The 25,940-nt window shown below is 67.9% G+C and carries 23 protein-coding genes and 1 riboswitch; of the genes, 15 read left to right on the top strand and 8 right to left on the bottom strand.

Annotated elements, in window-relative coordinates; translation table 11 throughout:
- Positions 1-4: 4 nt before the first annotated feature.
- A complete protein-coding gene (locus ACW4E8_RS22420; protein WP_456806555.1) occupies positions 5-1,477 on the bottom strand; it encodes an N-acyl-D-amino-acid deacylase family protein in 1,473 nt (490 codons plus the stop codon).
- 2 nt (positions 1,478-1,479) lie between these two features.
- Positions 1,480-2,385, bottom strand: a complete 906-nt coding sequence (locus tag ACW4E8_RS22415; RefSeq protein ID WP_456806554.1) for a MurR/RpiR family transcriptional regulator — start codon at positions 2,383-2,385, stop codon at positions 1,480-1,482.
- Positions 2,386-2,609: 224 nt separating this feature from the next.
- On the opposite strand from ACW4E8_RS22415, the gene ACW4E8_RS22410 reads away from it, so the two are divergent.
- From ACW4E8_RS22410 to ACW4E8_RS22400, 3 genes are all read left to right on the top strand, one after another.
- Entirely contained in the window at positions 2,610-3,878 is a 1,269-nt protein-coding gene (locus tag ACW4E8_RS22410; RefSeq protein WP_456806553.1) for an amino acid deaminase, read from the top strand.
- A gap of 13 nt (positions 3,879-3,891) precedes the next feature.
- Complete coding sequence (locus ACW4E8_RS22405) at positions 3,892-4,827, top strand: sugar kinase (RefSeq protein WP_456806552.1); 936 nt, start codon at positions 3,892-3,894, stop codon at positions 4,825-4,827.
- Between the two features lie 65 nt (positions 4,828-4,892).
- The gene (locus ACW4E8_RS22400) at positions 4,893-5,537 is read left to right on the top strand and encodes a bifunctional 4-hydroxy-2-oxoglutarate aldolase/2-dehydro-3-deoxy-phosphogluconate aldolase (protein ID WP_456806551.1); all 645 of its coding nucleotides are present in this window, start codon (positions 4,893-4,895) and stop codon (positions 5,535-5,537) included.
- Between the two features lie 95 nt (positions 5,538-5,632).
- Here the strand turns inward: ACW4E8_RS22400 and ACW4E8_RS22395 are convergent, their stop codons facing one another.
- The 3 genes from ACW4E8_RS22395 to ACW4E8_RS22385 form a co-directional block, all read right to left on the bottom strand.
- On the bottom strand, positions 5,633-5,764 hold the full coding sequence (locus ACW4E8_RS22395) for an entericidin A/B family lipoprotein (protein ID WP_010814145.1): 132 nt from the start codon (positions 5,762-5,764) through the stop codon (positions 5,633-5,635).
- 152 nt (positions 5,765-5,916) lie between these two features.
- Positions 5,917-7,242, bottom strand: coding sequence for an EAL domain-containing protein (locus ACW4E8_RS22390; protein ID WP_456806550.1), 1,326 nt, complete (start codon positions 7,240-7,242; stop codon positions 5,917-5,919).
- 315 nt (positions 7,243-7,557) lie between these two features.
- Complete coding sequence (locus ACW4E8_RS22385) at positions 7,558-8,871, bottom strand: hemolysin family protein (protein WP_456806549.1); 1,314 nt, start codon at positions 8,869-8,871, stop codon at positions 7,558-7,560.
- Between the two features lie 252 nt (positions 8,872-9,123).
- Here ACW4E8_RS22385 and ACW4E8_RS22380 point away from each other — a divergent pair, with 252 nt between their 5' ends.
- The 5 genes from ACW4E8_RS22380 (at position 9,124) to ACW4E8_RS22360 (ending at position 14,413) form a co-directional block, all read left to right on the top strand.
- On the top strand, positions 9,124-10,068 hold the full coding sequence (locus ACW4E8_RS22380) for a YncE family protein (RefSeq protein WP_456806548.1): 945 nt from the start codon (positions 9,124-9,126) through the stop codon (positions 10,066-10,068).
- A gap of 81 nt (positions 10,069-10,149) precedes the next feature.
- The gene (locus ACW4E8_RS22375; protein ID WP_456806547.1) at positions 10,150-11,487 is read left to right on the top strand and encodes an MFS transporter; all 1,338 of its coding nucleotides are present in this window, start codon (positions 10,150-10,152) and stop codon (positions 11,485-11,487) included.
- Complete coding sequence (locus ACW4E8_RS22370; protein ID WP_456806546.1) at positions 11,484-12,434, top strand: amidohydrolase family protein; 951 nt, start codon at positions 11,484-11,486, stop codon at positions 12,432-12,434. The genes ACW4E8_RS22375 and ACW4E8_RS22370 overlap by 4 nt, the downstream gene beginning before the upstream one ends.
- A 59-nt stretch (positions 12,435-12,493) precedes the next feature.
- Positions 12,494-13,483, top strand: coding sequence for a LysR family transcriptional regulator (locus tag ACW4E8_RS22365; RefSeq protein WP_456806545.1), 990 nt, complete (start codon positions 12,494-12,496; stop codon positions 13,481-13,483).
- 36 nt (positions 13,484-13,519) lie between these two features.
- Entirely contained in the window at positions 13,520-14,413 is an 894-nt protein-coding gene (locus ACW4E8_RS22360) for a helix-turn-helix domain-containing protein (RefSeq protein WP_456806544.1), read from the top strand.
- Here the strand turns inward: ACW4E8_RS22360 and ACW4E8_RS22355 are convergent.
- A complete protein-coding gene (locus tag ACW4E8_RS22355; RefSeq protein ID WP_456806543.1) occupies positions 14,388-14,984 on the bottom strand; it encodes an acyloxyacyl hydrolase in 597 nt (198 codons plus the stop codon). The genes ACW4E8_RS22360 and ACW4E8_RS22355 overlap by 26 nt on opposite strands.
- A gap of 271 nt (positions 14,985-15,255) precedes the next feature.
- Positions 15,256-15,414: riboswitch (FMN riboswitch) on the top strand.
- A 171-nt stretch (positions 15,415-15,585) separates the two neighbouring features.
- On the opposite strand from ACW4E8_RS22355, the gene ribB reads away from it, so the two are divergent.
- From ribB to ACW4E8_RS22335, 4 genes are all read left to right on the top strand, one after another.
- A complete protein-coding gene (gene ribB / locus ACW4E8_RS22350; protein ID WP_456806542.1) occupies positions 15,586-16,269 on the top strand; it encodes a 3,4-dihydroxy-2-butanone-4-phosphate synthase in 684 nt (227 codons plus the stop codon).
- Positions 16,270-16,373: 104 nt separating this feature from the next.
- Positions 16,374-16,961 carry a surface-adhesin E family protein gene (locus tag ACW4E8_RS22345; RefSeq protein WP_456806541.1) on the top strand — a complete coding sequence of 196 codons (588 nt, stop codon included), beginning with the start codon at positions 16,374-16,376 and terminating at the stop codon, positions 16,959-16,961.
- 163 nt (positions 16,962-17,124) lie between these two features.
- Positions 17,125-17,340 (top strand): hypothetical protein, encoded by a 216-nt coding sequence (locus ACW4E8_RS22340; protein WP_456806540.1) that lies wholly within the window; start codon positions 17,125-17,127, stop codon positions 17,338-17,340.
- A gap of 444 nt (positions 17,341-17,784) precedes the next feature.
- Positions 17,785-19,434 (top strand): mechanosensitive ion channel family protein, encoded by a 1,650-nt coding sequence (locus ACW4E8_RS22335; protein WP_456806539.1) that lies wholly within the window; start codon positions 17,785-17,787, stop codon positions 19,432-19,434.
- A 29-nt stretch (positions 19,435-19,463) separates the two neighbouring features.
- Here ACW4E8_RS22335 and ACW4E8_RS22330 read toward each other — a convergent pair whose 3' ends face one another.
- Positions 19,464-19,895, bottom strand: coding sequence for an RT0821/Lpp0805 family surface protein (locus ACW4E8_RS22330; protein ID WP_456806538.1), 432 nt, complete (start codon positions 19,893-19,895; stop codon positions 19,464-19,466).
- A 201-nt stretch (positions 19,896-20,096) separates the two neighbouring features.
- Between ACW4E8_RS22330 and ACW4E8_RS22325 the strand changes: the two genes are divergently transcribed.
- The 3 genes from ACW4E8_RS22325 (at position 20,097) to mdoH (ending at position 25,019) form a co-directional block, all read left to right on the top strand.
- A complete protein-coding gene (locus ACW4E8_RS22325; protein ID WP_456806537.1) occupies positions 20,097-20,468 on the top strand; it encodes a hypothetical protein in 372 nt (123 codons plus the stop codon).
- 367 nt (positions 20,469-20,835) lie between these two features.
- Entirely contained in the window at positions 20,836-22,434 is a 1,599-nt protein-coding gene (locus ACW4E8_RS22320) for a glucan biosynthesis protein G (RefSeq protein WP_456806536.1), read from the top strand.
- Complete coding sequence (gene mdoH, locus ACW4E8_RS22315; RefSeq protein WP_456806535.1) at positions 22,407-25,019, top strand: glucans biosynthesis glucosyltransferase MdoH; 2,613 nt, start codon at positions 22,407-22,409, stop codon at positions 25,017-25,019. The genes ACW4E8_RS22320 and mdoH overlap by 28 nt, the downstream gene beginning before the upstream one ends.
- A gap of 106 nt (positions 25,020-25,125) precedes the next feature.
- Here the strand turns inward: mdoH and ACW4E8_RS22310 are convergent, their stop codons facing one another.
- Positions 25,126-25,713: a hypothetical protein gene (locus ACW4E8_RS22310; RefSeq protein WP_114134757.1), complete on the bottom strand. Its 588-nt coding sequence runs from the start codon at positions 25,711-25,713 to the stop codon at positions 25,126-25,128.
- Positions 25,714-25,940: the final 227 nt, after the last annotated feature.

The following is a 25,940-nucleotide window of genomic DNA, read 5'->3' as shown; positions in this document are numbered from 1 at the left end:
CCGGTCAGGCGGCGCCGAACTCAGGCCGCGAGCCTCGCGGCAGGAACCGGCCGGCGCGCACGCCGGTGGTCTGGCGCTGCTGCCATGACAGCTCGCCGTTGACCCAGACCGAGGCAATGCCCTCGGCCGGTTGCATGGGATCGGTAAAGCTGGCCGCATCGCGGATGGTGGCGGCGTCGAACAGCACCAGGTCGGCCCAGTAGCCTTCGCGCACGAAGCCGCGCTCCTGCAGCCCGAATCGCTCGGCGGACATGCCGGTCATCTTGTTGACGGCCACCGTCAGCGGGAACAGCTCGCGGTCGCGGGCGTAGTGGCCCAGCACGCGCGGGAAGGCGCCCCACAGGCGTGGATGCGGCAGCGGGTCGTTGGGCAGCCCGTCCGAGCCGACCACCGTGGCCGGATGGCTCAGGATGCGGTCGACGTCGGCGTCTTCCATGCAGTGGTAGACCGCGCCCGCGGGCATCAGCCGGCGCGCGGCTTCGTGCAGGTCGACCTGCCATTCGGCGGCGATATCGGCCAGCAGGCGGCCGCTCATTTCGGGCGCGCCTTCGGACCAGGTCACCATGATGTCGAAGTCGCTGGTGACCTGCTTCAGGTCCAGCGTGGACGAGCTGGCGGTGTAGGGGTAGCAGTCGCAGCACACCGGCTGCCAGCGCTGCGCGCCGTCGAGCGCGTCCAGCACCTCGGTGCTGCGGCCCCAGTTGGCCACGCCCGCGCATTTCAGGTGCGAGATCACCACCGGCACGCGCGCATGGCGGCCGATGCGGAAGGCCTCGTCCATGGCGTCGAGGATCTCGGCGAACTCGCTGCGCAGGTGGGTGGCGTAGAGCGCGCCGGCCTTGGCCAGCGGCTCGGCCAGCGCCAGCACCTCATCGGTCGGCGCGCTGAAGGCGTTGGCGTAGGCCAGGCCCGTGGACAGGCCCAGCGCGCCGTGCTGCAGCGCTTCTTCCAGCTGTGCGCGCATTGCCGCGATTTCTTCCGGTGTGGCAGCGCGGTCGAAGCGGTCCATATGGTTGCTGCGCAGCGCGGTATGGCCGACCAGCGCGGCAACGTTGACCGCGGGCTGCGCGGCTTCCACCGCATCGACGTAGGACTTGAAATCCGGGTAGCGGAAGGCGTCGGCATGGCCGAGCAGGTTCATCGGGTCGGGCGGCTCGCCCGCCAGCGTCACCGGCGCGGCGCTGATGCCGCAGTTGCCGACCACCACCGTGGTCACGCCCTGCGACAGCTTGGGCGTCATCTCGGGCTGGCGCACCACGTTGGTATCGTCGTGCGTATGCACGTCGATAAAGCCCGGTGCAAGGACCAGGCCGTCGCCTTCGACCACATGCGAGGCGGCGTCGGGATCGATCGCGCCGGCTTCATCGATGCGCGCGATGCGGCCGTCGCGCAGGGCCACGTCGGCCAGGCGCGCGGCGGCGCCGGAGCCGTCGATCAGGGTGACGCAGCGGATCAGGGTATCGAACAGGTGTGGCATGGTCAGTCTCCCAGCGGCTGGCGGCTGTCGGGGCCCTTGGTGGGGCCGCTTTCACCGCGGTGGGTGTCCAGCACGTACTTGAGCCGGCGCAGTCGCTCCTTGCTCTGGTCCGGCTGCAACAGCGCACATTGCGTGGCGAGCACGTCCAGCACCATCAGCATGGCGTAGCGTGATGCCGACGGCTTGAAAATGAAATCCGTCTCCAGCGTGCGCACCGGCAGCAGCACGTCGGCGCGTGCGGCCAGCGGCGAGCCCAGCGCGGTCACGGCCACCAGGCGGGCACCGTACTCGCGCGCGATATCGCAGCTGGCCAGCATCTCCGGCACGCGGCCGCTGGCCGAGAAGGCCAGCACCACGTCGTCGCGGCCCAGCGTGGCCGCCACCATCTTCTGCAGCAGGGCGTCCTGGTAGCTCGCCACCGGCTGGCCCAGGCGTGCCAGCCGGTGGCGCGCCTCGTCGGCCATGAACGACGAGCCGCCGCCCATGCCAAAAGCGTAGACCATGCGTGCGCCGAGCAACAGGCGCGCGGCCTGCTCGATGCGCTGCGCATCAATCAGGCCACGGTTGGCTTCGAGCGCGTTGATGATCTCGGCATGAATGCTGTCGGCCAGCGTGGCCGGGGCTTGTTCACCGCCGGGCACGCCGCCCGGCTGCAGGAAACGCGCGCCCACCGCGGTGGCCTGCGCCAGCCGCAGCTTCAGGTCGCGCACGTCGCGGCAGCCGATCGCCTTGGCAAAGCGCGTCACGCTGGCCTCGCTGACGCCGGCCTTGCGCGCCAGCTCATTGATGCTGGCGGCCGCCGCGCCGGCCAGGTCTTCCAGCACCACCTGCGCCACCTTCTGCTCGGCCAGGCGCAGCGCGGGGCCGCGCTCGGCGATGCGGGTCAGGATGTCGAAGGGCGCGGTCATGGGTGGCAGGTCTGGTCGGAAGACGGGTCGGATTGAAATGTGACGGAAGCTGCAGTGCCCGCGGGCAGGGGCTATAACTGTGATTGGCGCACGTGGCGGGTGCCAATCGCGTTGTCCCGGCTAGCCCTTCCGGGCATCTGCGTGTTACTTTATAACAAGGATGAAATATCTTATTTTCAGGGCTATCATTACGTCAATCAGATTTTTTCAGGGTGATGACAAGCATGCGTGAAATAAAGTATCAGGCCGGCGTGATCGATCCGCTCAACAAGGCGCTGGGCCGGATGGAAGCCCCCATCGCCCCGGATGCGGCCGGACAGACCGGCTGGAACCTGTTGCAGGAAGAGCTGAGCCTGCCGGCCGCGGTGCTCTATGAAGACCGGCTTGCGCACAACCTGGAATGGATGCGCCGCTTCATGAACGAATACGGCGTGCAGCTTGCGCCGCATGGCAAGACCACCATGGCGCCCAAGCTGTTTGCGCGCCAGCTCGGCGCTGGCGCGTGGGGCATCACGCTGGCCACCGCGCACCAGACCGCGGCCGCGCATGCGCACGGCGTCAAGCGCGTGCTGATGGCCAACCAGCTGGTGGGCCGGCGCAATATGGAAATCATCGCGGACCTGCTGCGCGATCCGGATTTCGAATTCTTCGCACTGGTGGACTCGGCTGCGCTGGTCGACCAGCTCGGCAAGTTCTTCCAGGAGCGCGGCCAGAAGCTGCAAGTGCTGCTGGAGCTGGGCGTGGAAGGCGGGCGCACCGGCGTGCGCGACGACGCGCAGCAGCAGGCCGTGCTGGACGCGCTGGCGCGCTGGCCGCAGGCGCTGTCGCTGGCCGGCGTCGAGATTTATGAAGGTGTGCTCAAGGAAGAAGCCGATATCCGCAAGTTCCTGCAGCGCACCGTGGCGGTGACGCGGCAACTGGCACAGGAAGGCCGTTTCGGCCGCAGCCCGGTGGTGATGTCGGGCGCGGGCTCGGCCTGGTACGACGTGGTGGCCGAGGAATTCGCGCGCACCGAGATCGGCGCGCCGATCGACATCGTGCTGCGTCCGGGCTGCTACCTGACGCACGACGTGGGCATCTACCGCGCCGCGCAGCAGCGCATCCTGGCCAGCAACCCGGTCGCGCAGAAGATGCGCGAGGGCCTGCTGCCGGCGCTGCAGTTGTGGGCCTATGTGCAGTCGATCCCTGAGCCGGACCGCGTCATCATCGGCATGGGCAAACGCGATGCGGCCTTCGACGCCGGCATGCCGATCCCGGCGCGGCTGTACCGCCCCGGCACCGAGGCGCCGGTGGACGTGCCCGCGCACTGGGAAGTCACCGGCATGATGGACCAGCACGCCTACCTGCAGGTCAAGCCGGGCGACGACGTGCAGGTTGGCGACATGATCGCCTTCGATATCTCGCACCCGTGCCTGACCTTCGACAAGTGGCGCCATATCCCGGTGCTGGACCGCGACATGCGCGTGATCGACATCGTGCAAACCTTCTTCTGAGGCAGGCGGCACCATGAGCATCGACATCCTGGCCTACGGCGAACCGCTGGTGGAGTTCAACCAGCAGCCCGACGATCCGTCGCGCTACCTGCAAGGCTTTGGCGGCGACACTTCCAACTTCTGCATTGCCGCTGCGCGCCAGGGCGCCAGCACCGGCTATATCTGCGCGGTCGGCGCCGACACCTTCGGCGAGCGCCTGCGCGCGCTGTGGACGCAGGAGCGGGTCGATACCCGCCACGTGCGCGTCGACCCGAGCGCGCCTACCGGGGTCTACTTTGTCTCGCACGACAACCACGGCCACCGCTTCGACTACCTGCGCGAAGGCTCTGCCGCCAGCCGCTACCAGCATGAGCATCTGCCGCTGGGCGCGATTGCGGCGGCGCGCTACCTGCACCTGTCGGGCATCAGCCTGGCCATCAGCACCAGCGCCTGCGATGCCGGGCTGGACGCGATGGAGCATGCACGCAAGGCCGGCACCAAGGTCACGCTGGACACCAACCTGCGGCTGCGGCTGTGGTCGCTGGCGCGCGCGCGCGGCATCATGCGCGAGGCCCTCACGATGACCGACGTGTGCCTGCCCAGCTGGGATGACATCACCGTGCTGACCGGGCTGGACGACCGCGACGCCATCGTCGACTACCTGCTGGGCTGCGGCATCGGCCTGGTCGCGCTGAAGCTGGGCGAAGAGGGCTCCTATGTGGCCACGCCCGAGTCGCGCGCGCTGGTGCCGCCTTATCCGGTCAAGCCGATCGATGCCACCGGCGCCGGCGACTGCTTCGGCGGCAGCTTTGTCGCGCGCCTGGCCGCGGGTGCCGATCCGTTCGAGGCGGCGCGCTATGCCAACGTCGCGGCCGCGCTGTCGACCACCGGTTATGGCGCGGTGGCGCCGATCCCCGACGCCCAGACCGTGCTGGGCCGGCTGGCGCAGTCGGTGTCGGTGATCGCGTGACCCGGTTGGCCTGAACTCCTGCTTCCCTGAAACCCCGCTTCTGCACTCCTTATTCCGAGACAGCCATGCAAAACCAGACTTCCCCGCTGCTTCAACGCCTTGCCGACGTGCCGGTGATCCCGGTGCTGGAATTCCACTCGGTCGACGAAGCCCTGCACGTCAGCGAGGCACTGGTCACCGGCGGCTTGCCGCTGCTTGAAATCACGCTGCGTACGCCGGTGGCACTGGAAGCGATCAAGGCGGTGGCGGCAGCCTTGCCGCAGGCCTGCGTCGGTGCCGGCACGGTGCTGAACGTCGAGCAACTGCACGCCGTGCGCGATGCGGGCGCGCAGTTTGCCGTCTCGCCCGGCCTGACCCCGGCGCTGGCCGAGGGCGCGCAGGGCGCGGGCATCTCGCTGCTGCCGGGCGTGGCCACTGCCAGTGAGGCGATGGCGGCGCTGGAAGCCGGCTTCACCTTCCTCAAGTTCTTCCCGGCGCAGGCCGCGGGCGGGGTGCCGATGCTGAAGTCGCTGGGCGGGCCGCTGCCGCAACTGCGCTTCTGCCCGACCGGCGGCATCGACGCCGCGCTGGCGCCGACCTACCTGGCGCTGCCCAACGTGGTGTGCGTGGGCGGTTCATGGGTGGTGCCCAAGGACGCCGTCGCCAGTGGCGACTGGGGCCGCATCCGCACGCTGGCCGAGCAGGCCAAGGCACTGCGCAACAAGGGCTGAGCACCGGCAGCGCAAAAAGGAAACGGCACGCCATGCGGCGTGCCGTTTTCATATCGACGCGGTCCGGGCCGCATCAGACTTGGGGGGCTGGCGGCTTACTTGTGACGGTCCGCCGAGCTTTCGAGCTTCTGGCCACCGCGCTGAATGTCCTGGCCGAGCCCCGCCATCGTGTTGCAGCCAGCCAACAGGGTGGCAAACAAAACGCACCAGATCCAACCTTTCTTCACGCCGGGCTCCTTTTGAGGACTTTAAGAATCGAGAGATTCAGGGATTGAGGGATTGAGGGATTTGCGCCGATTTTACCGCTGCTGTGAGCGGGTTTGCCATCTGGTATGTGCCAATTTGTAAATCGTGCAACGGCCGCAACGCCAGCCGGTTCTCAGGCGTGGGGCGCCAGCAGCTCCCGGGCGCGCTGCTGGATTGCCGCATGGGTCTGGAGCAGCCAGGTCGCGGGGAATGGCTGCGCCAGCAGGTAGCCCTGCACGCTGTGGCAGCCCCAGGCACGTACCGCCTCGAGCTGCTGGCGGGTCTCGATCCCCTTGGCACAGACCGACACGCCGGCGCCCCGGGCCAGCCGGCAGGCGGCGCGCAGGCTGTCGGCACGGTTGGCGGAATCGCCGGGCCGGGGTGCATGGCCCAGCCGGCGCGCGTCCAGCGTGACGCGGTCCGGGTGCAGCGCCGCCAGCAACTGGCGGCAGCCCGGGCTGTCGTCGAAATCGGCCAGCGTCAGTTGCAGCCCGCGCCGGCGCAGGGCGGCAAAGCGGGCAATGATGTCGGCGTCGGCCGGCACCGCGCTGGCCGACACTTCGATGCACAGGCGGTCCGGTGCGATGCCGCCCGCGTCGATGGCGTGGGCCAGTGCCTCCACCATCTGCGGGCGGTGCAGCTGCGCGCTGGAGGCCAGCAGGGTGAATTGCAGCGGGGCCACGTTTTCGGCGGCGCGTACCAACGGCAGCACGCTTTCCAGCAGCCAGCTGCCAATCCGGCCGACCAGCCCCAGCGACTCCACCGCCGGCAGGAAATCCTGCGGCGCCACGCGCCCGAGCGCCGGATGGTGCCAGCGCAGCCGCACGGTGTAGCCGCTGACAACGGCGCTGGCGAAGTCGGCGCGCGGCTGCAGCTGCAGGCTCAGCTCGCCGCGCTCCAGTGCGTCGGGCAGGGCTGCCAGCAGGGGCGCGGTCGGCGGCGCGGCGGGCTTGTCGGCGCGCGCCAGGCCGTCGCCCCCCCGTCGATCGACCCGCAGCATGGCGTCCAGGGCCTGCTGCAGGCTGCGTTCAGCCGGGATATCCGGATGGTCGGTGGCCACGCCGATGCTGCACGAAATAAACAGCTCGAAGCCCTCCAGCGCGAACGGCCTGGACAGGTCGTCGGCCAGCCGGCTGGCCACCGGGCCGGGGTCGGGCACGCCGTCCGGCAGCGCGGTAATGACCACCAGGTCTGCCGGCGCCATCCAGTGCATGATGGCGCCGGGCGGCAGCAGGCAGGCGATGCGTGCCTGCACGATGGCCTGCAGCCTGGCCGCGCGCCGGGGGCCCAGGGTTTCGCAGGCGCTGGCAAACCGGTCCAGGCGGATCGAGAGGATGGTCGCCGGCTGCCCGGTGCCGGAGCGGCGTGCAGCAAGCGCGGACACCAGGGCGGAAGGCTGTATCGCGCCAAGCGCGCCCGCGGCCGCTGGCGCGGCGATGTCATCGGCATCAGGATGCATGGATGGTCTTGCGGACAGCCGGTTGATGGCCTTGCGATGCCCGCGTCTCCCCGGTAGCAGATTTGGTCGACCGGCTGGCCGCTGGGGCGGCTGCCGGCGCTTGTCGTCAGGCCTGGGTGATTCATGCCTGCCACGGCCGCATGCGGGCCGCACAGGCCGATCATAAGCGAAGGGGAGGGGCGGAACATTGCAAATTGCGCCAAGGTGACTTGGTCGCAACTTGCAACTTGATATGGATCAAGATGGCCTTAATCGGCTGTGATCCTGGATTGACGCCGCCGCCGGAATCCGGCAGCGGCGGATTGGCTGGCCTGATCAGCCGGTGGTCTCGTCCTCAGGTCCTTCCTGCGGGGGCAGGCGCGCGGCCAGCACCTTGTCGATGCGTTTGCCGTCCATGTCGACGATCTCGAAGCGCCAGTCGCCCCATTGCACGCTGTCGGTGATCTGCGGCAGGCGGCCCAGCAGCAGGAGCAGCATGCCGGACAGGGTGTGGTAGCGCTCTTTTTCTTCCTCCGGCACCTGGCGCAGGCCGATGCGGTCCTTCAGTTCCGGGATCGGGATCAGGCCGTCGAGCAGCCACGAGCCGTCGTCGCGCTGCACCGCCCATTCCTCGCCGGCGGCGTCGGCCTTGAATTCGCCGGTGATGGCCTCGATCAGGTCCTGCAGCGTGACCAGGCCCAGCACTTCGCCGTATTCGTCGATGACAAAGGCCATCTGGCCGCCGGAGCCGCGGAAATTCTCCAGCAGTTCCATGCCGGTCACGCTCTCGGGCACGAACACCGCCGGCTGCGCCGCGGCCTTCAGGTCGGCTTCCTCGCCGCGCAGCCGGCGCGCCAGCAGCTGGCGCGCGCTGACCACGCCGATGATGTCGTGCATGCCGCCGCGCACGACCGGAAAGCGCGAGTGGTCGGATTCTTCGATGCGGAGCAGGTTTTCATCCAGCGTCTCTTCCACGTCCAGGTACACGACATCGCCGCGCGGCACCATCAGCGATGCCAGCTGGCGGTCGTCCAGCCGGAACACGTTGCGCACCATGGTGTGCTCGTGCTGCTCGATCACGCCGGCCTCGGAGCCCTCGACCAGCAGTGCGTGGATTTCTTCCTCGGTCACGCCCGGGCCGCGGTCGACCTTGGTGCCGAGCAGCCGCAGCACCAGCCGCGTGGAGCTGGACAGCAGCTTGACGAACGGGGTGGAGGCCACGGCCAGCCAGCCGATCGGGCGCGCCACCATGCGGGCGATGGCTTCCGGGGCCATCTGGCCCAGGCGCTTGGGCACCAGTTCACCCAGCACGATGGAAAAATAGGTCAGACCGGCCACCACGATGGCGGTCGCCACATAGCCGGACGTCGTTTCTGAGATGCCGAAGCCCTGGAGCCAGATGCCCAGCGGTTGGGCCAGCGTGGACTCGCCGACCACGCCGTTGAGCACGCCGATCGACGTGATGCCGATCTGCACCGTGGACAGGAAGCGGGTGGGGTCCTCACCCAGCTTGACCGCCGCAATGGCGCCGCGGTCGCCGTTCTCGATCTGGCGCTGCAGACGTGCCTTGCGGGCCGTGACCAGTGCGATTTCGGACATCGCGAACAGGCCGTTGAGCAGAATCAGCGCCAGTAGTATGGCAATTTCCATCAGGGTACGCGCCCTTCGCGTGTAAGTTGAAAGCACCAAGCATACCATCCGCGCATGACGACTCGGCGCCGGGCAGCCTGGCGATGGTGGCGGTTGCTCCGGTCGCGGAGCGATAACCAGCGGAGATAGCTCGATGCCAAATATTCAATAGATAGTTATCGTTGGCCGCGCCAAACTTCTGTCCGTGGCAGTACCTGTGCCCCCTGACGAAAAGCCTGGAGCCCACAGGCGTGCGAATCACAAGGAGACAGAATGGACAACCGATGGACGGCCGTGCTGGTGGAGAAATTCGGCCATAGCTTCAGCGCCTACGAACTGGCTAGCGGTGAGCGCCGCTTCAGCGTGCAGTTGCCGGACTATCCCCATGAATTCGTGGTGGACCGCGAGCGCCTGTGCGGCTACGTCGGCCACTATGGTGTGCAGACCTTCGCACATGCCGGCGACGGTGGCGCCGCGGTGATCGCTGTCGACCTCATGCGCGGCGCGGTCGGGGCACGGCTGGATTGCTCGCCCTATCACCGCATCCATGGCCTGCAGATCGACCGGCAAGGGCGCGTCTATGCGCTGAGCGAGCGCGACAATATGCTGCTGGTGTTCGAGGCGCCCCTGGAGCGCCCGGTGCCGGACCGCGCCGTGCCGGCGGGCGGGGTGAAAAGCCATCTGTTCGTGTTGTCGGCCGATGGCGAGCGTGCCTACGTGACCAACCTGCTGTCGCATACCGTGACACTGGTGCACCCCTACGATGCCACCCGCGCACCGCGCGCGGCCAACGCCGGCAGGCGCCCCGAAGGCTGCTACCTGAGTCGCGACGAAGCTGCGCTCTACGTCGCCAGCCGCGACGATCACAGTCTCACCCGGCTGGACGCGCGCACGATGGAAGCGGTGCGCACGGTGCCGACCGGCGAGGACCCCACCCGCATCTACTGGTCGCCGGACGACCGCCTGTTCGTGCTCAACTATGGCGAGCGCAGCATCCGCATTTTCGACCCCGACACGCTCGCCGAGACCGGCCGGGTCGACACCGGCGCCAAGCCGATCGCGCTCGCCTTTCATCCGGCCGACCCGAGCCGCGCCTATGTCGCGCTCAACGACCACACCGTCGGCCAGCTTGACTTGCCTGGCCTGACCCTGCGCCATGCCTTCACTACCGGCAAGGAACCGGACGGCCTTGCCATCCTGGCTTTGCCGCCGCGGTAGCAACCGGGCGCTTCAACCGACAAGGCCGCGAAGGCAGCGCAGACGCCGGCGGCCGATACCCAGAAATCACGGAGACAGAGTATGAAAGGCTTGGATCAAGCCGGCGCCGGCACGTCCGTCGCTATCGACGCGGCACCCGTCACCGGTGCCGCCAGCATTCCCGCCCAGCGCTGGTGGCGCATCATCCCGCCGATCCTGATGGTCTGCATCGTCTCGTACATGGATCGCGTCAATATTGCCTTCGCGATGCCGGGCGGGATGGGCGACGCGCTTGGTATCGGCGCCAGCATGGCCGGCCTGGCCGGCGGCATTTTCTTTGTCGGCTATCTGTTCCTGCAGATTCCCGGCGGCAAGCTGGCCGTGCGCGGCAGCGGGCGCAAGTTCATCGCCTGGTCGATGCTGGCCTGGGCCGTCATTTCCGTGCTGACCGGACTGGTGCGCAACGAGACCGAACTGCTGATTCTGCGCTTTGCACTGGGGGTGGCCGAGGGCGGCATGCTGCCGGTGGTGCTGACCATGGTCGGCAACTGGTTTCCCGACCACGAACGCGGACGCGCCAATGCCCTGGTGATCCTGTTCGTGCCGATCGCCGGCATCATCACCGCGCCGTTGTCGGGCCTGGTGATCGCGGCGCTCGACTGGCGCTGGCTGTTTATCGTGGAAGGCCTGATTTCGCTGGCCTGCCTCGGGGTGTGGTGGATGCTGGCCTGTGACCGGCCGGAGCAGGCGCGCTGGATTTCGGCCGAAGAGAAGGCTTATCTGCTGGCGCGATTGCGCGAGGAAGAGCAACAGGCAGCCGCCGCTGGCGTGGGCGCGGGGCAGGGCGCGGGCGGCACGCGGGCGGTGTTGGCGCACATCCTGTCGCAGGACGTGATCTGGCGCCTGATCGCCGTCAACTTTCTCTACCAGATGGGGATCTACGGCTACACGCTGTGGCTGCCCACCATCCTGAAGGGCCTGACCGGAGGCGGCATGGGGCAGGTAGGCATGCTGGCCGTGCTGCCGTATCTGGGCACCATGGCCGGCATCCTCGCGATCTCCTCGCTGTCCGACCGCACCGGCCGGCGCAAGGTCTTCGTGGTCTGGCCGCTGCTGGGTTTCGCGGCCTGCCTGGCCGGTTCCGTGTGGTGGCACGACAATACCTGGCTGTCCTATGGCCTGCTGGTCGGCAGCGGCTTCTTCCTGCAATCCGCCGCGGGGGTATTCTGGACCCTGCCGCCGCGGCTGCTGGCCGCCGAGCACGCGGGTGTGGCGCGTGGCGTGATCAACGCGCTCGGCAACCTGGGCGGATTCTGCGGCCCCTATGCGGCGGGCGTGCTGATCGAGCGTGTCGGCGCGGGCGCCGGTGTCTACCTGCTGGTCGCCGCGCTGGTGCTGGCCGGCGCCCTGGCCGCCACGCTGCCGAGGCGGTGCCGATGAACCGGGTAACAGCTGGCGCGCTGCCCACAGGCCTGGCCATCGTCGACGCCCACCACCACCTGTGGCAACTCGGGCACGGCCGCTATCCCTGGCTGCAAGACGAATACCGGCCGCAGAGCTTCTTTCTCGGCGATTACCAGGCCCTGCGCCGCGATTACCTGGAGGCGCAGTACGCGCATGACACCAGCGCCGTCACCGTGCTGGCCACCGTGCATGTGGAGGCCGAACGCGACCGCCGCGAAGCCGTCGACGAGACCGCGTGGCTGCACCGCCAGGCCTGGCGCCCCGGCATGGCTGCGGCGGTGGTGGCCTACGCGCCGTTCGGCACCCCCGGATGCGCCGAACTGCTGGCTCGCCAGGCTGGGTTCGCGCGGGTCAGGGGAATCCGGTGCAAACCGCTGACGGCGTCGGCGCCGGGCGAGTCGGTGGCAGGGCGGCCCGGGTCGATGCAGGACCAGGCCTGGCTGGATGACCTGGCGCGGCTGGAACGCCATGGCCTGTCGTGGGACCTGCGGGTACCGTTCTGGCACTTGCGCGAGGCGGCCCAGGTGGCGGCCGCCTTGCCGGGCGTGCACATCGCGCTGAATCACGCGGGCCTGCCGCTGGACCGCTCGGAGGAGGGCCTGGCTTGCTGGCGCGCCGGCATGGAGGCGTTGGCTGCCTGCGCCAATGTGTCGGTCAAGCTGTCGGAGTTCGGGCTGGCCGGCGGGCACTGGGATGCGCAGGGCAACCGCCGCATCGTGCGCGAGGTGCTGGCGATCTTCGGGCATGAGCGGGCGATGTTCGGCAGCAACCTGCCGGTCTCGGGCCTGAGCGCGGACTTCGGCACGATCCTGGGCACGGTGTGTGAGGGGCTGCCGGATCCCGTGGCCAGGCAGCGCGTGCTGGCTGGAAATGCGGCCAGGTTCTATCGGATCAGTGTTCCAAAGCCGCCCGAGCTGGCTTAAGACCAGCGGCAATCACAAGCATGCTATAAGTCCCAATCTTCGCCGAAGCCGCGGCCACCATGCCAGACCTCCCAGCCACCCTCTCCAGCGCCGCCACCCTGCGCAAACGCCTGCATATGCGGCATCTGCGCCTGGCCCTGGCCCTGGCCGAGCACCGCTCGCTGCGGCGCGCCGCCGCACAGATGGCGCTGTCCCAGCCAGCCGTTACCAAGGCATTGCACGAGCTCGAGAGCGTGGTCGGCACGCTGCTGTTCACGCGGCATGCGCGCGGCATCGAGCCGACGGTATTCGGCGAGGCGCTGATCCGCTACGCGCGCGTGGTGCTGGCCGACCTGGATGCCCTGCATGATGAATTTGCCGCCATCGCGGCGGGAGAGGTGGGCAAGGTGCGGCTCGGCTCGATCCTGGCCCCGGTGCCTTCGGTGCTGTCCGGCGTCATCAACGCGCTCAAGGCGCGCTATCCGCATTTGCATATCGTGATGCAGGTCGATACCAGCGACGTGCTGGTACAGGCGCTGCGGCAGGATGCGCTGGACGTGGTGATCGGACGCATCCCCGAGGGTACGGTGGCCGACGATCTCGATTTCGAACCACTGTTCGAAGAGTCGCTGTCCATCGTGGCGCGCGCCGGCCATCCGCAGGCAGGCAAGCGTAGCGTCAAACTGGCTTCCCTGGCTGGCTATCCCTGGATCATCCCGCCGGCGGCCGTGCCGATGTGGCAGATCATCGACCAGACCTTCCGCGACAACCGCGTGTCGCTGCCGGAAGACATCATCGAGACCTCGTCGATCATGGGCACGCTGCCGCTGCTGGCGGACAGCGACCGCATTGCTGTCGTGCCGGGTGCCATCGCGGACTACTTCGGCTCGCTGGGCGCGCTGGCGGTGCTGCCGGTACCGATGCGCGGGCGGATGGTGCCCTATGGGATCGTGGTGCGCCGGCGCCGTGCCGCCACGCCGGCCATGCGCCTGCTGATCGACGCGGTGCGTGCGGCGCGGCCAGGCGCTCCGCAGGCGGTGACTGAATTGGAGCCATTACCTCCAAGGTAATGGTCATACGCCGCGGTGCATGCTGTAATGCATGCCATGGACACGCTGACCCCAGCCTCCGAGGCCACCCTCGACTTCCCCGGCCTGCTGCGCTACTGGCGCGGCAAGCGCGGCTACAGCCAGCTGGCGTTGTCGCTGGCGGCCGGGGTGTCGCAGCGCCACATCTCCTTCCTGGAATCCGGCCGCGCCCGCCCCAGCCGTGAAATGGTGCTGGCGCTGGCCGAGCGCCTGGGCGTGCCGCTGCGCCAGCGCAACCGGCTGCTGCTGGCCGGCGGCTTTGCCCCGGCCTACAGCGAACACGCGCTGGCTTCGCCGCCGCTGCAGATGGTGCAGCAGGCGATCGCGCTGATCTTGGCCAAGCAGGAGCCGTACCCGGCCGTGGTGCTGGACCGCTTCTGGAACCTGGTGGATGCGAACCCGGCCTACCGGCGCATGCTCGAGACCCTGCTGGGCGGGCGCGCGCCTGCATCGCTCACGGTAGGCAGCCACAGGATCAACCTGATGCTGACCGTGTTTGATCCGGAGGGCCTGTGGCCGGTGATCGAGAACGCGCGCCAGGTCGGGCGCTACCTGTTGCGGCGCGTGTGGCAGGAGCTGCAGGTGCAGGCCCACGACCAGACCGCGCGTGAGATCTTCGGGCGCATCGCCGCCTGGCATCCTGACATGGTCGGGCCGGGCGGCATGCTGCTGCGCGAGGACGACGGCACCGATGGCCCGCCGGCGCCATTGCTGCCGGTGGTGCTGCATGCGGGCGCGTTCCGCGCGTCGCTGTTCTCGACGCTGACCACGCTCGGCATTCCACAGGACATCACGCTGCAGGAGCTGCGCATCGAATGCTTCTTCCCGGCCGACGATGCCACCCGCACCCTGTTTGAAACGCAGGGCGCGCTGCAGCGGCCGGCGCTCAGAAGTGGTAGCGCAGGTAAATGACGTGGAAGGTGGTGCCGGGATTGGGCTGCTTGATGCCAGCATTGGACAGGTGCTGGAAGCGGTAGCCCGCGGTAAAGCGCCGGTCCTTGCCCACCGTCACGCCGATCCCGGCGTACTCCGAGAACTGGAAGGCAGTGGAGATGTCGTGGTCGCCCGAGGTGTGCGTGCTGGTCAGCAAGCGCGGCCCGACCGACAGCTCAAGGAAGGGCACCCAGGTGTGGCGCCACCATGCGATCCGCACCACCGGCGAGGCACCAAACTCCCATAGGTCGTTGGGTTGGTTGTCGCTGCTGCTGTGCCAGCGCGCAACGTTGACCTCCCATTGCAGGTCGACCTGCCAGCCTTGCGGATTGCCCCACGCAAAGCCCGAATCCCACAACATGGCGACCTCCGCCTTCTGCACGTCGTGGGTATCGTCGAAGCCGTAGCCAAGCTGCACGGCAGGCGCGGCGCGCGCCGTCGCTCCCAGGCACAAGGGCAGGGCAAGCAGGCCCGCGGCGACGGTGCGGCGTGCCCGCTGTTGCCACGCACGCCGGCAGGGCGGGGGCGGATGGAAGGAGGAACAACTCACACGGTGGTCTTGTCTGGCTTCTTGTTCGTGTCGGCGCATGGGAAGCACGGATGAAGAGGTGCTGCGTTGTTGTCCGGCAAGGCATGAGGCGGCCGCCACTGCGGGCACCGCTTGCACATGCGCTGCCTCCCTCCCTTATTTGTAGTACACGGGAAGGCACCTTGCGATGGTGGGACATGGCCAAACGTGGGCGAGCGCCCGCGCAAAGAAAAAAATAACAATCGTGCTAACATTCGCGGGCCGGCGCCGGCTACATGGCCGCACCGGTTCGTTACGTCTTCAGGGCGGGGTGAAAGTCCCCACCGGCGGTATGCCGCGGCGCGCAGTGCGTGTCCGGCGAGCCCGCGAGCGCTCGCATTCCCGTGCGAGGTCAGCAGACCTGGTGAGAGGCCAGGGCCGACGGTCATAGTCCGGATGAAAGAAGATGGACGGAGCTTGCCCGCGCGGCCTGGCGCCTTGCCCGGCCTTGCGGTTTGCTGTTGCCTTGCGCCGCGCGCAGGGCGCGGCTGTTCGTGCGTGCGCTTCAGGCGCGGCGTGCGGCGCTGCAACTCCGTTGATCCTTCCCCTGGAACGCCCATTGATGCTGAACAAGGAGCGTTTCATGTCTAGCCTTTCCACCGAAGCTGTTGCACCCGAGGTGTCTGCGGATCTTGCCGCCGATGCCGACCCCCGTTCCCTGGCCGCGCGCATCGCGCAGGCGCTGGACGCCATGCGCGAAGGCCGTCCGGTCGTGCTGCTCGACGATGACGACCGCGAGAACGAGGCCGACCTGATCCTGGCCGCGGAACGCCTGACCAACGCCAACATGGCGATGATGATCCGCGAATGCAGCGGCATCGTCTGCCTGTGCCTGACCGAGGACAAGGTGCGCAGCCTCGGCCTGCGGCCGATGGTCGAGCACAACCGCAGCCAGTACGGCACCGCCTTCACGGTATCGATCGAAGCCCGCGAAGGCGTCAGCACGGGTGTCAGCGCCGCCGATCGCATCACCACCATCCGCGCTGCCATTGCCGGGGATGCGGGCACCGATGCGGTGGTCAGCCCGGGCCATGTGTTTCCGCTGGTGGCGCGCGACGGCGGCGTGCTGGTGCGCCGCGGCCATACCGAGGGCTCGGTCGACCTGGCCCGCATGGCAGGCCTGTCGCCGGCCGCGGTGCTGTGCGAGCTGATGAACCCGGATGGCACCATGGCACGCCGGCCGGAGGCGCTGGTCTTTGCCGAGATGTACCAGTTGCCAGTGCTGACCATCGAGGACCTGGTGGCCTGGCGGCGCCTGCACGACTAAAAAGTCGCCGCCTGCACGCATTTTCGGCATGCAGACGCGCCGGGATGCGTGCTTCCTGTGCGACAATGCGGATCGTTTTTTCCCGTCTATATGAGGGCAATTCCATGATGTTCCGCATTTTTAGGCACGCAGCCGCGTTTGCTGGCTGCCTGCTCGGACTGGCCGCACCGCTGGCGCATGCCGAAGGCAGCGCCACGCCGGCCCAGTCCCCCGTTCCTCCCAGCACGAGCCGCCCGGCTGCAGCCGCTGGCCTGTACGAGTGCCAGATCGCCGGCACCGGCACTGTGTTCCGGTCCACGCCCAGGGAAGGCTGCCGGCTGGTCGCGGCACCCGATCCGGCCGCCCCCGATCCGCAACGATGGCTTCCCCTGATGGGCGCCAATGGCGTGATTTCCTATTTCGACCAGTCCGCGGTGCGTCGCCAGGGCACCGAAGTCGGCGTGGTGGTGATGCGCAATTCGCCGTCGGGCGTGATCCGCACTGCCAGCGGCGAGCCGATCCGCTCGTCGCTCAAGCGCATGGTGCTGAACTGCGCCACGTCGATGTTCGCCGTGGTCGAGCAGACGCTCTACAGCAAGCGCTTTGCGCGCGGCGACTCGCTCTATACGATCCGCGCGCCGCAGTACGGCACCTTCCAGGTCGCCGGCCCTGGCACGATTGCCGGAGAGTTGCTGCGCAAGCTGTGCAGGTAAGCCTGGCAGCGACCCGCGATCCACAGCTCCCTATCAGGGTTTGTCCCGGTCAACGGCGCGCAAGCCTTCCTCGTTGATGCTGGTGACAGGGCGCGAGCCAAAAGCGCCAGTCATGGCAGGCATCCCTGCCATACCTATCCGCAGGGCAAACGAGGAGACGGAAATGAAGAAATGGATCGTCATGCTGTCGATGGCAATGTTTGGTGCGGGCGCGATGGCGCAGACGCCGGCTACTCCGGCCACGCCGGCGGCAGCGTCGACTGACAAGGCCGCGCCGGCCAAGGCGGACAGCAGCAAGGCCAAGGCCAAGAAGACCAGCACCAAGAAGAAGAGCCACGCGCCTGCGGCCAAGGATCCGATGAAGAACAAAGGCGCCTGAGCGCGCTGACGATGGCGGCGGGCGCACGGCTCCCCGGCAAGCGGGGATGCAGGCTGTGTCCGTGACTGCTATGCCGCCACGCAAATAATGGCCGGCCGCGCCTGCATGGCGCGGACCCGCCGCGCACAGGACAGCCCTGCGGCACGCGTTGCGTGCTTCCGGGGGGATAAAGCAAGGCATGTCCGGGCGGATCGCAACAGGAGGCTTCGGCCTCCTTTTTTTCGTCCACTGCCGCAGGCGGCCGCCGCCTCGCCGGCTTTGCGCCTGCGCCGCCGCACGCTATGCTTGCGGGCATCGTGCCGGGCAGGGCGTGGAGCCCTCGCGCCGGCGCAGGCGAACTCGGACGGGAGCGGTCTTATGGCAGCGCTAGCAGTGTGGCGGCGGTGGCGGCGATTGGCGGCATTCTGGACGGCGGGACTGGGCTGGGTGATAGGCGCGCTGTGGATGCAAGCCAGCCTGGCCGCGCCGGCGTCCGCGGCCGTGCAGGCTCCGATTGCCGTGCGCAGCGGGGCTGCGGTCGAGCTGCGCCTGATGGACCGGCCCATCGCCACCATGCGCGCCGAGATCGCGGGTGCCACCCCGGCCATGCGCGTCGCGCGCGCGCAGCTGGTGTTCGACGACCTGACGGAAGGCGAACTGGCACTGCCGCTCGGACAGGTCAGCGGCACGTTCGGCGACGCGCCGATGATCGCCTTCCGGCTGGGCGACCGGTTCTTGTTCGCGCTGACCTCGCAAGACCTTTCCCCGGAGGACCACCTTACGCTTGAGGCTGCCGCAACGCGCACCGCGGCGGGCCTGCGCCAGGCCATTGCCGCGCGGCGCGCGCACCTGCACTGGCCCAACCTGCTGCGCGGTGCCGCGCTGAGCCTGCTTGGCCTGGCCGTGCTGGCCGCGCTGACATGGGGCGTGGCGCGAGCCGGCGTGGCCCTGCGCGCCCGCCTGCAGGTGGCACTGGAGCGGCACCTGGCGCAGCGCGTCGGCGGCCAGTTCGACTGGACCGGCGCGCTCTACCAGCTGGTTGCCCGCATCGTGCAGATCCTGGCGATCGGGCTGATGCTGGTGCTGGCCTTTGCCTGGCTGGAGTTTGCGCTCGAGCAGTTTCCGCTGACCCAGCCCATGGGCGACCGCATGGGCGCCTTTATCGTCGGCTTGCTGTCGCAGATCGCGCTGTCGATGGTGTCGTCGGTGCCGGGCCTGGTCACCGTGGCGGTGATCCTGCTGATTACCCGCGCGGTGCAGCGGCTGGTGTCGAATATCTTCAAGGCTGTGCAGAAGGGCCAGATCACGGTGCCCGGCATGCATCCGGAGACGGCAGGCGCCACGCGGCGGCTGGCGGCGGTGGTGATCTGGGCGCTGGGCTTTACCTTTGCCTACCCCTATATCCCGGGCTCGGAGAGCGATGTCTTCAAGGGGCTGTCGGTGCTGCTCGGCTTCATGGTGACGCTGGGATCGGCCAATGTGGTCAACCAGCTGATGAGCGGCATGGTGGTGGTGTATTCGCGTGCGCTGCGGCGCGGCGACATGGTGTGCATCGGCGATACGGTGGGCACCGTGGCTTCGCTGGATGCGCTGTCGGTGAAGGTGATCAACCTGCGCAATGAAGAGGTGACGCTGCCCAATGCGGTGGTGGTCGGCAGTGCCATCCATAACTACACCCGCCATGGCAGCGTGCGTGATCCCCATGCGCGGGAAGGCTGGCAGGCTGCACTGATCTCGACTTCAGTCACGATCGGCTACGACACGCCCTGGCGGCAGGTCCATGCGATGCTGCTGGCAGCCGCCGCCGAGGCGGCGCATATTGCGCCGTCGCCGACGTCATTCGTGCTGCAGCGGGGGCTGTCCGACTTCTACGTCGAGTACGAACTGTTCTGCGCGCTGGACCATCCGCGCAATCGCTTCTACGCGCTGTCGGCCCTGCACGCGGCGATCCAGGACCAGTTCAACACCCACGGCGTGCAGATCATGTCGCCGCATTTCATGGCGCAGCCGGACAAGACCGTCTACGTGCCCGGGACCAGGTGGTACGAGGCGCCCGGATCGCCGCAGGTCGATCCGGCAGCGCGGCCGCATCGCGCGCCGTCGCGCGCGGCATGAGCACCGGCGGCGCGAGCGCTCAGCGCTGCTTACTCAGCCACGTGGCGCGACTTCCATTGTCCGTTGGACTGCTTGCAGAACCAGCCGCTCCAGTGCTCTTCAGCGCTGCCGCGCTTGAGGTCGGATTTCAGGCGCCGGCAGGGCTGGCCCTTGTCGGTCTTGCTTTCGATCGGCGTGATGGTGCCGTCGATCTGCTGGCGCCGCCCCGCTGCGGGGAACGTCCATTCAACGGTCTTGCCGTCGGCCGTATCGTTCAGTGCCGTGCGCACTGACTTGGCCAGCGACGCGCCTTCCTTGTCGTTGAGCGTGCCGATGATGGTGCCGCTCAGGTAATTGTCGAAGTACGCCTGCGCCGGTGCCGCAGCGGCAAACAGCAGGGCGGCACCAAGCGCGCCAGTGACGGCGGCGCGCAGGGCAGGGCGGACAGGGCTGACGGTAGGGTCGGATGGCCGAGGCAGCATGACGATTCCTTGTGGCTTCGTGGTGGCGTTTGGGTGGCATTGTAAGCGCAATGCAGCGCCGCAGCAGCGCGCGGTGCGGTTGACACCTGCCAGTCGCTGACCTAGCGTTGATTGTTGCCCCCGCGCTTCGCGTCGGCCGGCAGCGGCGCCTGCTGTGCGCTTTGCAAGGCAAGCGCCTTTCCCCCTGCGAGAGGAGATCCCATGAAGCTGAGCTATCTGACCATCGGCCTGGCCTTTGCCTGCGCATTCGGCACGCTGCACGCCCAGACCACGGGCAAGGCCGACAAATTCAATCCCTACACCGACGGCGCCAAGCAAGACCAGTTCAGTCCCTACTCCGATGGTGCCAAGCAGGACAAATTCAGCCCGTACTCGGATGGCGCAAAAAGCGACAACGTGACTTCGCTGAACCCGGGTGCCCGCCCTGACCAGATGGAGCCGATCCAGGGCGGCGCGCAGAAGTCCTTCGACTCATATAGCCAAGGTGGCATGAAGAGCGGGAAGTTCGATCCGTATTCCGAAGGCGCCAAGAGCGGCAAGTTCGATCCGTACAGCGAAGGCGCTAAAAAGTAACACCGTATTAAAAGGGCCGGCTGCCGGCTGGCCCCGATCTGCACCAAATTCTCGCAGCCGGCAGGCGTTGGCCTCGCCGGGGCTTGCGGCCGTGTGACCCCGGCGCCCGCAAAGCCTTGTCCGGAGCGGCTTTCGGGCAACCTGGCCAACATTTTGTTTCAAACCTTGCGTGATCGAAACGTGACTTTTGCGTCTCGAATTGTTATGGTTTATTGCGCATCGCAACAAACCGGACACAGTGCCCCGCGGGCCGTCTGCCTCGTGTCCGGGCCTCGCCACTCGGCGCCGGGCCCGTCTCTTGCTGTGTCGTCCTTCGTTCCGACCGCCGATGCCGGTCACCCCGATTCAACCGCTCACCCTGGCATACATGTCACAGATCGCCACGCCACGCCTGTCCGTTACCCATACCTTGCCCGCCGCCGGGCCGGTGGCCCGCCGCCGCGCGGCGCGGGCGGGTGTGCGGATCGCAGCCTGGCTTGGTGGCAGTGCGCTGGCGCTGTGTGCCATGGCAGCCCATGCGTTCGATTTCGACACCGTGGCGGCGCGCGCGCGCCAGCTGGCGGCCTCGCCCTACAAGGCGCCGCCGCAGGACCTGCCGCGCGAGCTGCGCGAGCTCTCGTACGAGCGCTACCGCGAGATCGAATACAAGCCCGAGCGCTTTGCCTGGCGCGGCACGCGCTCGCCGTTCGAGCTGTCGTTCTTCCACGAGGGCATGGTGTTCGACCAGCCCGTGCGCATCCATGAAGTGGTGGGCAACAGCGTGCGTGAATTCCGCTTCGACCCGTCCGCGTTCAACTACGGCCCGCACAAGGTCGATGCCGGCAAGCTCAAGGGCCTGGGCTATGCAGGCTTCCGCATCCTGTATCCGTTGAACCAGGGCAAGCGCAAGGATGAGCTGGCGTCGTTCCTGGGCGCGAGCTATTTCCGCGCGCTGGGCAAGGACCAGTGGTACGGGTTGTCGGCACGCGGACTGGCGGTCGACACCGCGCTCAATTCGGGCGAGGAGTTCCCGCGCTTTGTCGAATACTGGATCGAGCGTCCCGGCCCCAATGCCAAGGAGATCACGATCTACGCGCTGATGGATTCGCGCCGCATGAGCGGCGCGTACCGTTTCACCATCAAGCCCGGCGCCGAGACCGCGATGGAGGTCAAGTCGCGCCTCTACCTACGCGAGAACGTGACCAAGCTGGGCCTGGCGCCGCTGACCAGCATGTTCCTGTTCGGCGAGAACCAGCCGTCGGCCGCGCAGGATTTCCGGCCCGAGGTGCATGACTCTGACGGCCTGTCGATCCACCTGGGCACCGGCGAATGGGTCTGGCGCCCGCTGGTCAATCCCAAGCGCTTGCTGGTCACTTCGTTCGCGGCGACCAATCCGCAGGGCTTCGGGCTGATGCAGCGCGACCGCACCTTCAACAGCTACCAGGAGATCGGCTCATGGTATGAGCGCCGGCCCAGTGGCTGGGTGCAGCCGCGCGGCAACTGGGGCTCGGGCCGGGTAGAGCTGGTGCTGATCCCGACGCCGGACGAGACCAACGACAACATCGTCGCGTACTGGGTGCCGGACAACCCGCCCAAGCCGAAGCAACCCTTCGACTATGAGTACCGGCTGCTGTGGCAGAAGGACGGCGAACAACAGCCGCCGCTGTCGTGGGTGACCCAGACCCGGTTGGGGCAGGGCCAGACCCGCAACAAGGAAGACACGAGCTTTTCGCTGGTGGTGGACTTCGAAGGCCCGGCCTTCGGCAAGCTGCCGGCGAACGTGCGCATCGACCCGGTGGTTTCGGCCGATGCCAACGGTGAGCTGCTGAAAACGTCGGTGCAGCGCAATGAGGCGACCGGCGGCTGGCGCATGACCATGGTGATGCGCCGCAAGGACGAAACCAAGCCGGTTGAGTTGCGCGGCTATCTTCGCAACGGCAATACAACCCTATCCGAGACATGGAGCTACATCTTACCCCCAGGCTAAAGCAGCGACCGGCCCAGGCGGCGGCATGCGAGCGCTATGTCGACCGCCTGCCGGTATCGCCTGAAGTGCGCAGCGAACTGCTGGCGGACGGCGCGGCCGCGACGCCGGTCGCACCGGTCACGCCCGTGGCATCCGTTGCCCCCGTGATCTCCGTTACCGCCGACGGCCGCGATGCGCAGGACGCGATCACGCGCCTGCAGTCGCGCCTGGCTGCCAAGGACACGCCGCCCGCGCAAGGCGGCAGTGCCTACGGCTCTGTCGGCCGGCGTTTCACGATGGCATACGGCAATCCCCAGGTGGATGGTGCGCCGCTGCTGCAGCGGCGCGAAGACGGCACCGTGAAGGTCGACACCGGCCCCGAGCCCGAGCGCAGCTCGATGGTGCCGCGCCAGTGGCCGCCGCATATCGTCACCGGCTGGCTGCGCAATACCTGGCGCCGCATGCTGGGCCGTCCGCCCGTGCCCGAGACCTGGGACACGCTGCACGACGGTCCCGATGCCGAAGGCAAATGGCACCCGGCCGGCTCGCACCGCCGCTGGTTCCTGCTGGGCCTGGTCGTGATCCAGACCGTGCTGGCCACGTACTTCATGACCAACGTGCTGCCGTACCACGGCGCCGATCCGCTCGAGATTGCCATCCTGGTGCTGTTCGCCGTCCTGTTCTCATGGGTGTCGGCCGGCTTCTGGACGGCAATGATGGGCTTCCTGGTGCTGGCCAAGGGCGGCGACCGCCACCTGATCTCGCGCTCGGCTGCGCCAGATGGCCCGATAGCGCCCGAGGCGCGCACCGCGATCATCATGCCGATCTGCAATGAGGACGTGACGCGCGTGTTCGCGGGGTTGCGCGCCACCTATGAATCGCTGGCGCGCACCAGTCACCTGTCCAACTTCGATTTCATCGTGCTGTCGGACAGCGGCAACCCGGACCTGCGCACCGCCGAGCATGACGCGTGGATGGAGCTGTGCCGCGCCGTCGGCGGCTTCGGCCGCATCTTCTACCGCTGGCGCCGCCACCGCGTGAAGCGCAAGACCGGCAACGTGGCCGACTTCTGCCGCCGCTGGGGCAGCAAGTACCGCTACATGGTGGTGCTCGATGCCGACAGCGTGATGAGCGGCGACTGCCTGGCCACGCTGGTGCGGCTGATGGAAGCCAACCCCGGCGCGGGCATCATCCAGTCCGCACCCCTGGCAGTGGGCCGCGAGACCCTCTACGCGCGCGTGCAGCAGTTCGCCACGCGCGTGTACGGGCCGCTGTTCACGGCCGGCCTGCATTACTGGCAGCTGGGTGAATCGCACTACTGGGGCCATAACGCCATTATCCGCGTGCATCCGTTCATCGAGCACTGCGCGCTGGCGCCGCTGCCTGGCCGCGGCCCGCTGTCGGGCGAAATCCTGTCGCACGACTTTGTCGAAGCCGCGCTGATGCGCCGTGCCGGCTGGGGCGTGTGGATTGCCTACGACCTGGAAGGCTCGTACGAGGAACTGCCGCCCAACCTGCTGGACGAGGTCAAGCGCGACCGCCGCTGGTGCCAGGGCAACCTGATGAATTTCCGGCTGTGGCTCAAGCAGGGCTTCCACGTGGTGCACCGCGCGGTGTTCCTGACCGGCATCATGGCCTACCTGTCGGCGCCGCTGTGGCTGCTGTTCCTGCTGCTGTCCACGGCCATGCTGGCCAAGCATGCGCTGGTGCCGCCGGAGTACTTCACGCAGCAATACCAGCTGTTCCCGACCTGGCCCGAATGGCATCCGGAAAAAGCGCTGGCCTTGTTCTCCGCCACGGCCACGCTGCTGTTCCTGCCCAAGCTGGCCAGCGTGGTGCTGCTGATGAAGCAGGCGCGGCGTTATGGTGGGGCGGTGCAGCTGATTGCCAGCATGCTGATCGAGGTGCTGCTGTCCGCGCTGCTGGCGCCCACGCGCATGCTGTTCCACACCAAGTTCGTGATCGCCGCTTACAGCGGGTGGGGCATCTCGTGGAAGTCGCCCCCGCGCGAAGACACCGAGACCACCTGGGGCGAAGCGTTCCGCCGCCACGGCTGGCACACCGCGCTGGGCCTGGCATGGGGTGGTTTGGTGTACTGGCTGAACCCGTCCTACGTGCTGTGGCTGTTGCCGATCGTGGGCTCGCTGGCGCTGTCGATCCCGTTGTCGGTGATGCTGTCGCGCGTGTCGTTCGGGCGTGCCTCGCGCAATGCGGGCCTCTTCATGATCCCCGAGGAGACGCGGGTACCGCGGGAGATCGTCGAGACGCAGCAGCATGTCGAAGCCGCGGCCGAAACGCCTGACTTTGTCGACGCCGTGGTGGACCCGGTTACCAATGCGCTGATGTGCGCGACCGCCACGCCGCGCGTGGTGCAGCCGGAATCGGCACGCAGGCGCCATGAGGCCCTGGTCGAGCATGCGCTCACGCATGGCCCGCGCGCGCTGACCCCCGCGCAGAAGCATGTGCTGCTGGGCAATCCGTTTGCACTGGCACGCCTGCATGAACTGGTGTGGGGCTCGCCGCTGGCCGATGCTGGCTGGAAGGACACGCGCATCCTGGTGCGGCGCGCGGCCAACGTGCTGCCGCTGCGCCCGCGCGCTGCCTGAGCGGGACTGTCCCAAACGAGAACGGCCCGCATCTGCGGGCCGTCTTTCTTTTGCGCGGGCGGCATGCCGTCCCGCGTCAATTGCAATCGATTCTTGTTTGTGTTGGCTAGCGCAGCGCCGCCGTGCAGATGGGCGCGTTGATGTAGACATCGCCGATGCGGCGCTCGCCACGGTCCTTGCGCGTCATGTAGCGGAACATCAGGCTGATGCCAAGCTTGGTCAGGATCTCGACGTCGCGGTTGGCGCAGATGTTGCGCTGCAGGGGCGCGGCGTAGTTGACCTCGAAGCTGGCCAGGTCCAGCATCGGCCCGCGGTAGTTGGTGAGCTCCAGCTGGAACAGCACATGCTTGCCGGGGATCGACTGGCAGCGGCGCAGCCGCGTTTCGCCGTCGATTTCGATCGGCAGGGCGTCGTTGAGCTGGCGGCAGGCGCGTGCCAGCACGTTGTCGGGCCGCGTGGTGTTGCGCAGCAATTCAGGCACGCCGGCGGCGCCGGTGTTCTGGCCAGTGGCAGCGCCCTTGAGCATGCGTGACAGCGGGTCGGCCTCATCGATAGCAGGGGCCGGCGCCGAGGCGGCGACATTGCGCGCCTGCACCGGCGCGGCGTTGCCGGGCAGGGGCAGCGGCAACAGCAGCGCAGCCGCGAGTGCGGCCGGGCCAAGCGAAGCGGGAAGCGGCGTGTGTCGTATTCTCATGCAGGCTAACGTTGCCGGGACCGATACTGTCGTCCGTCTCTGCGTGGCCGACGGTGTGGCTTGCGCCGACAGGCTGGCATTGTACCCTCCACCTTGCCGCAGGTGAAAGCCGCGCCACCCGGCAAGGGCATCTGCAGCGCCGGATTCGCACTGCCGTGATTGCAAATGACCTGACACCACTATTCACCAATAGCGCCAACTTCGCCAGCACCATCGAACCCGTGGCA

It is taken from the genome of Cupriavidus sp. CP313, assembly GCF_054072015.1.
The sequence above is the reverse complement of the archived record's forward strand: the minus strand, read 5'-3'. Positions and strand labels throughout refer to the sequence as shown.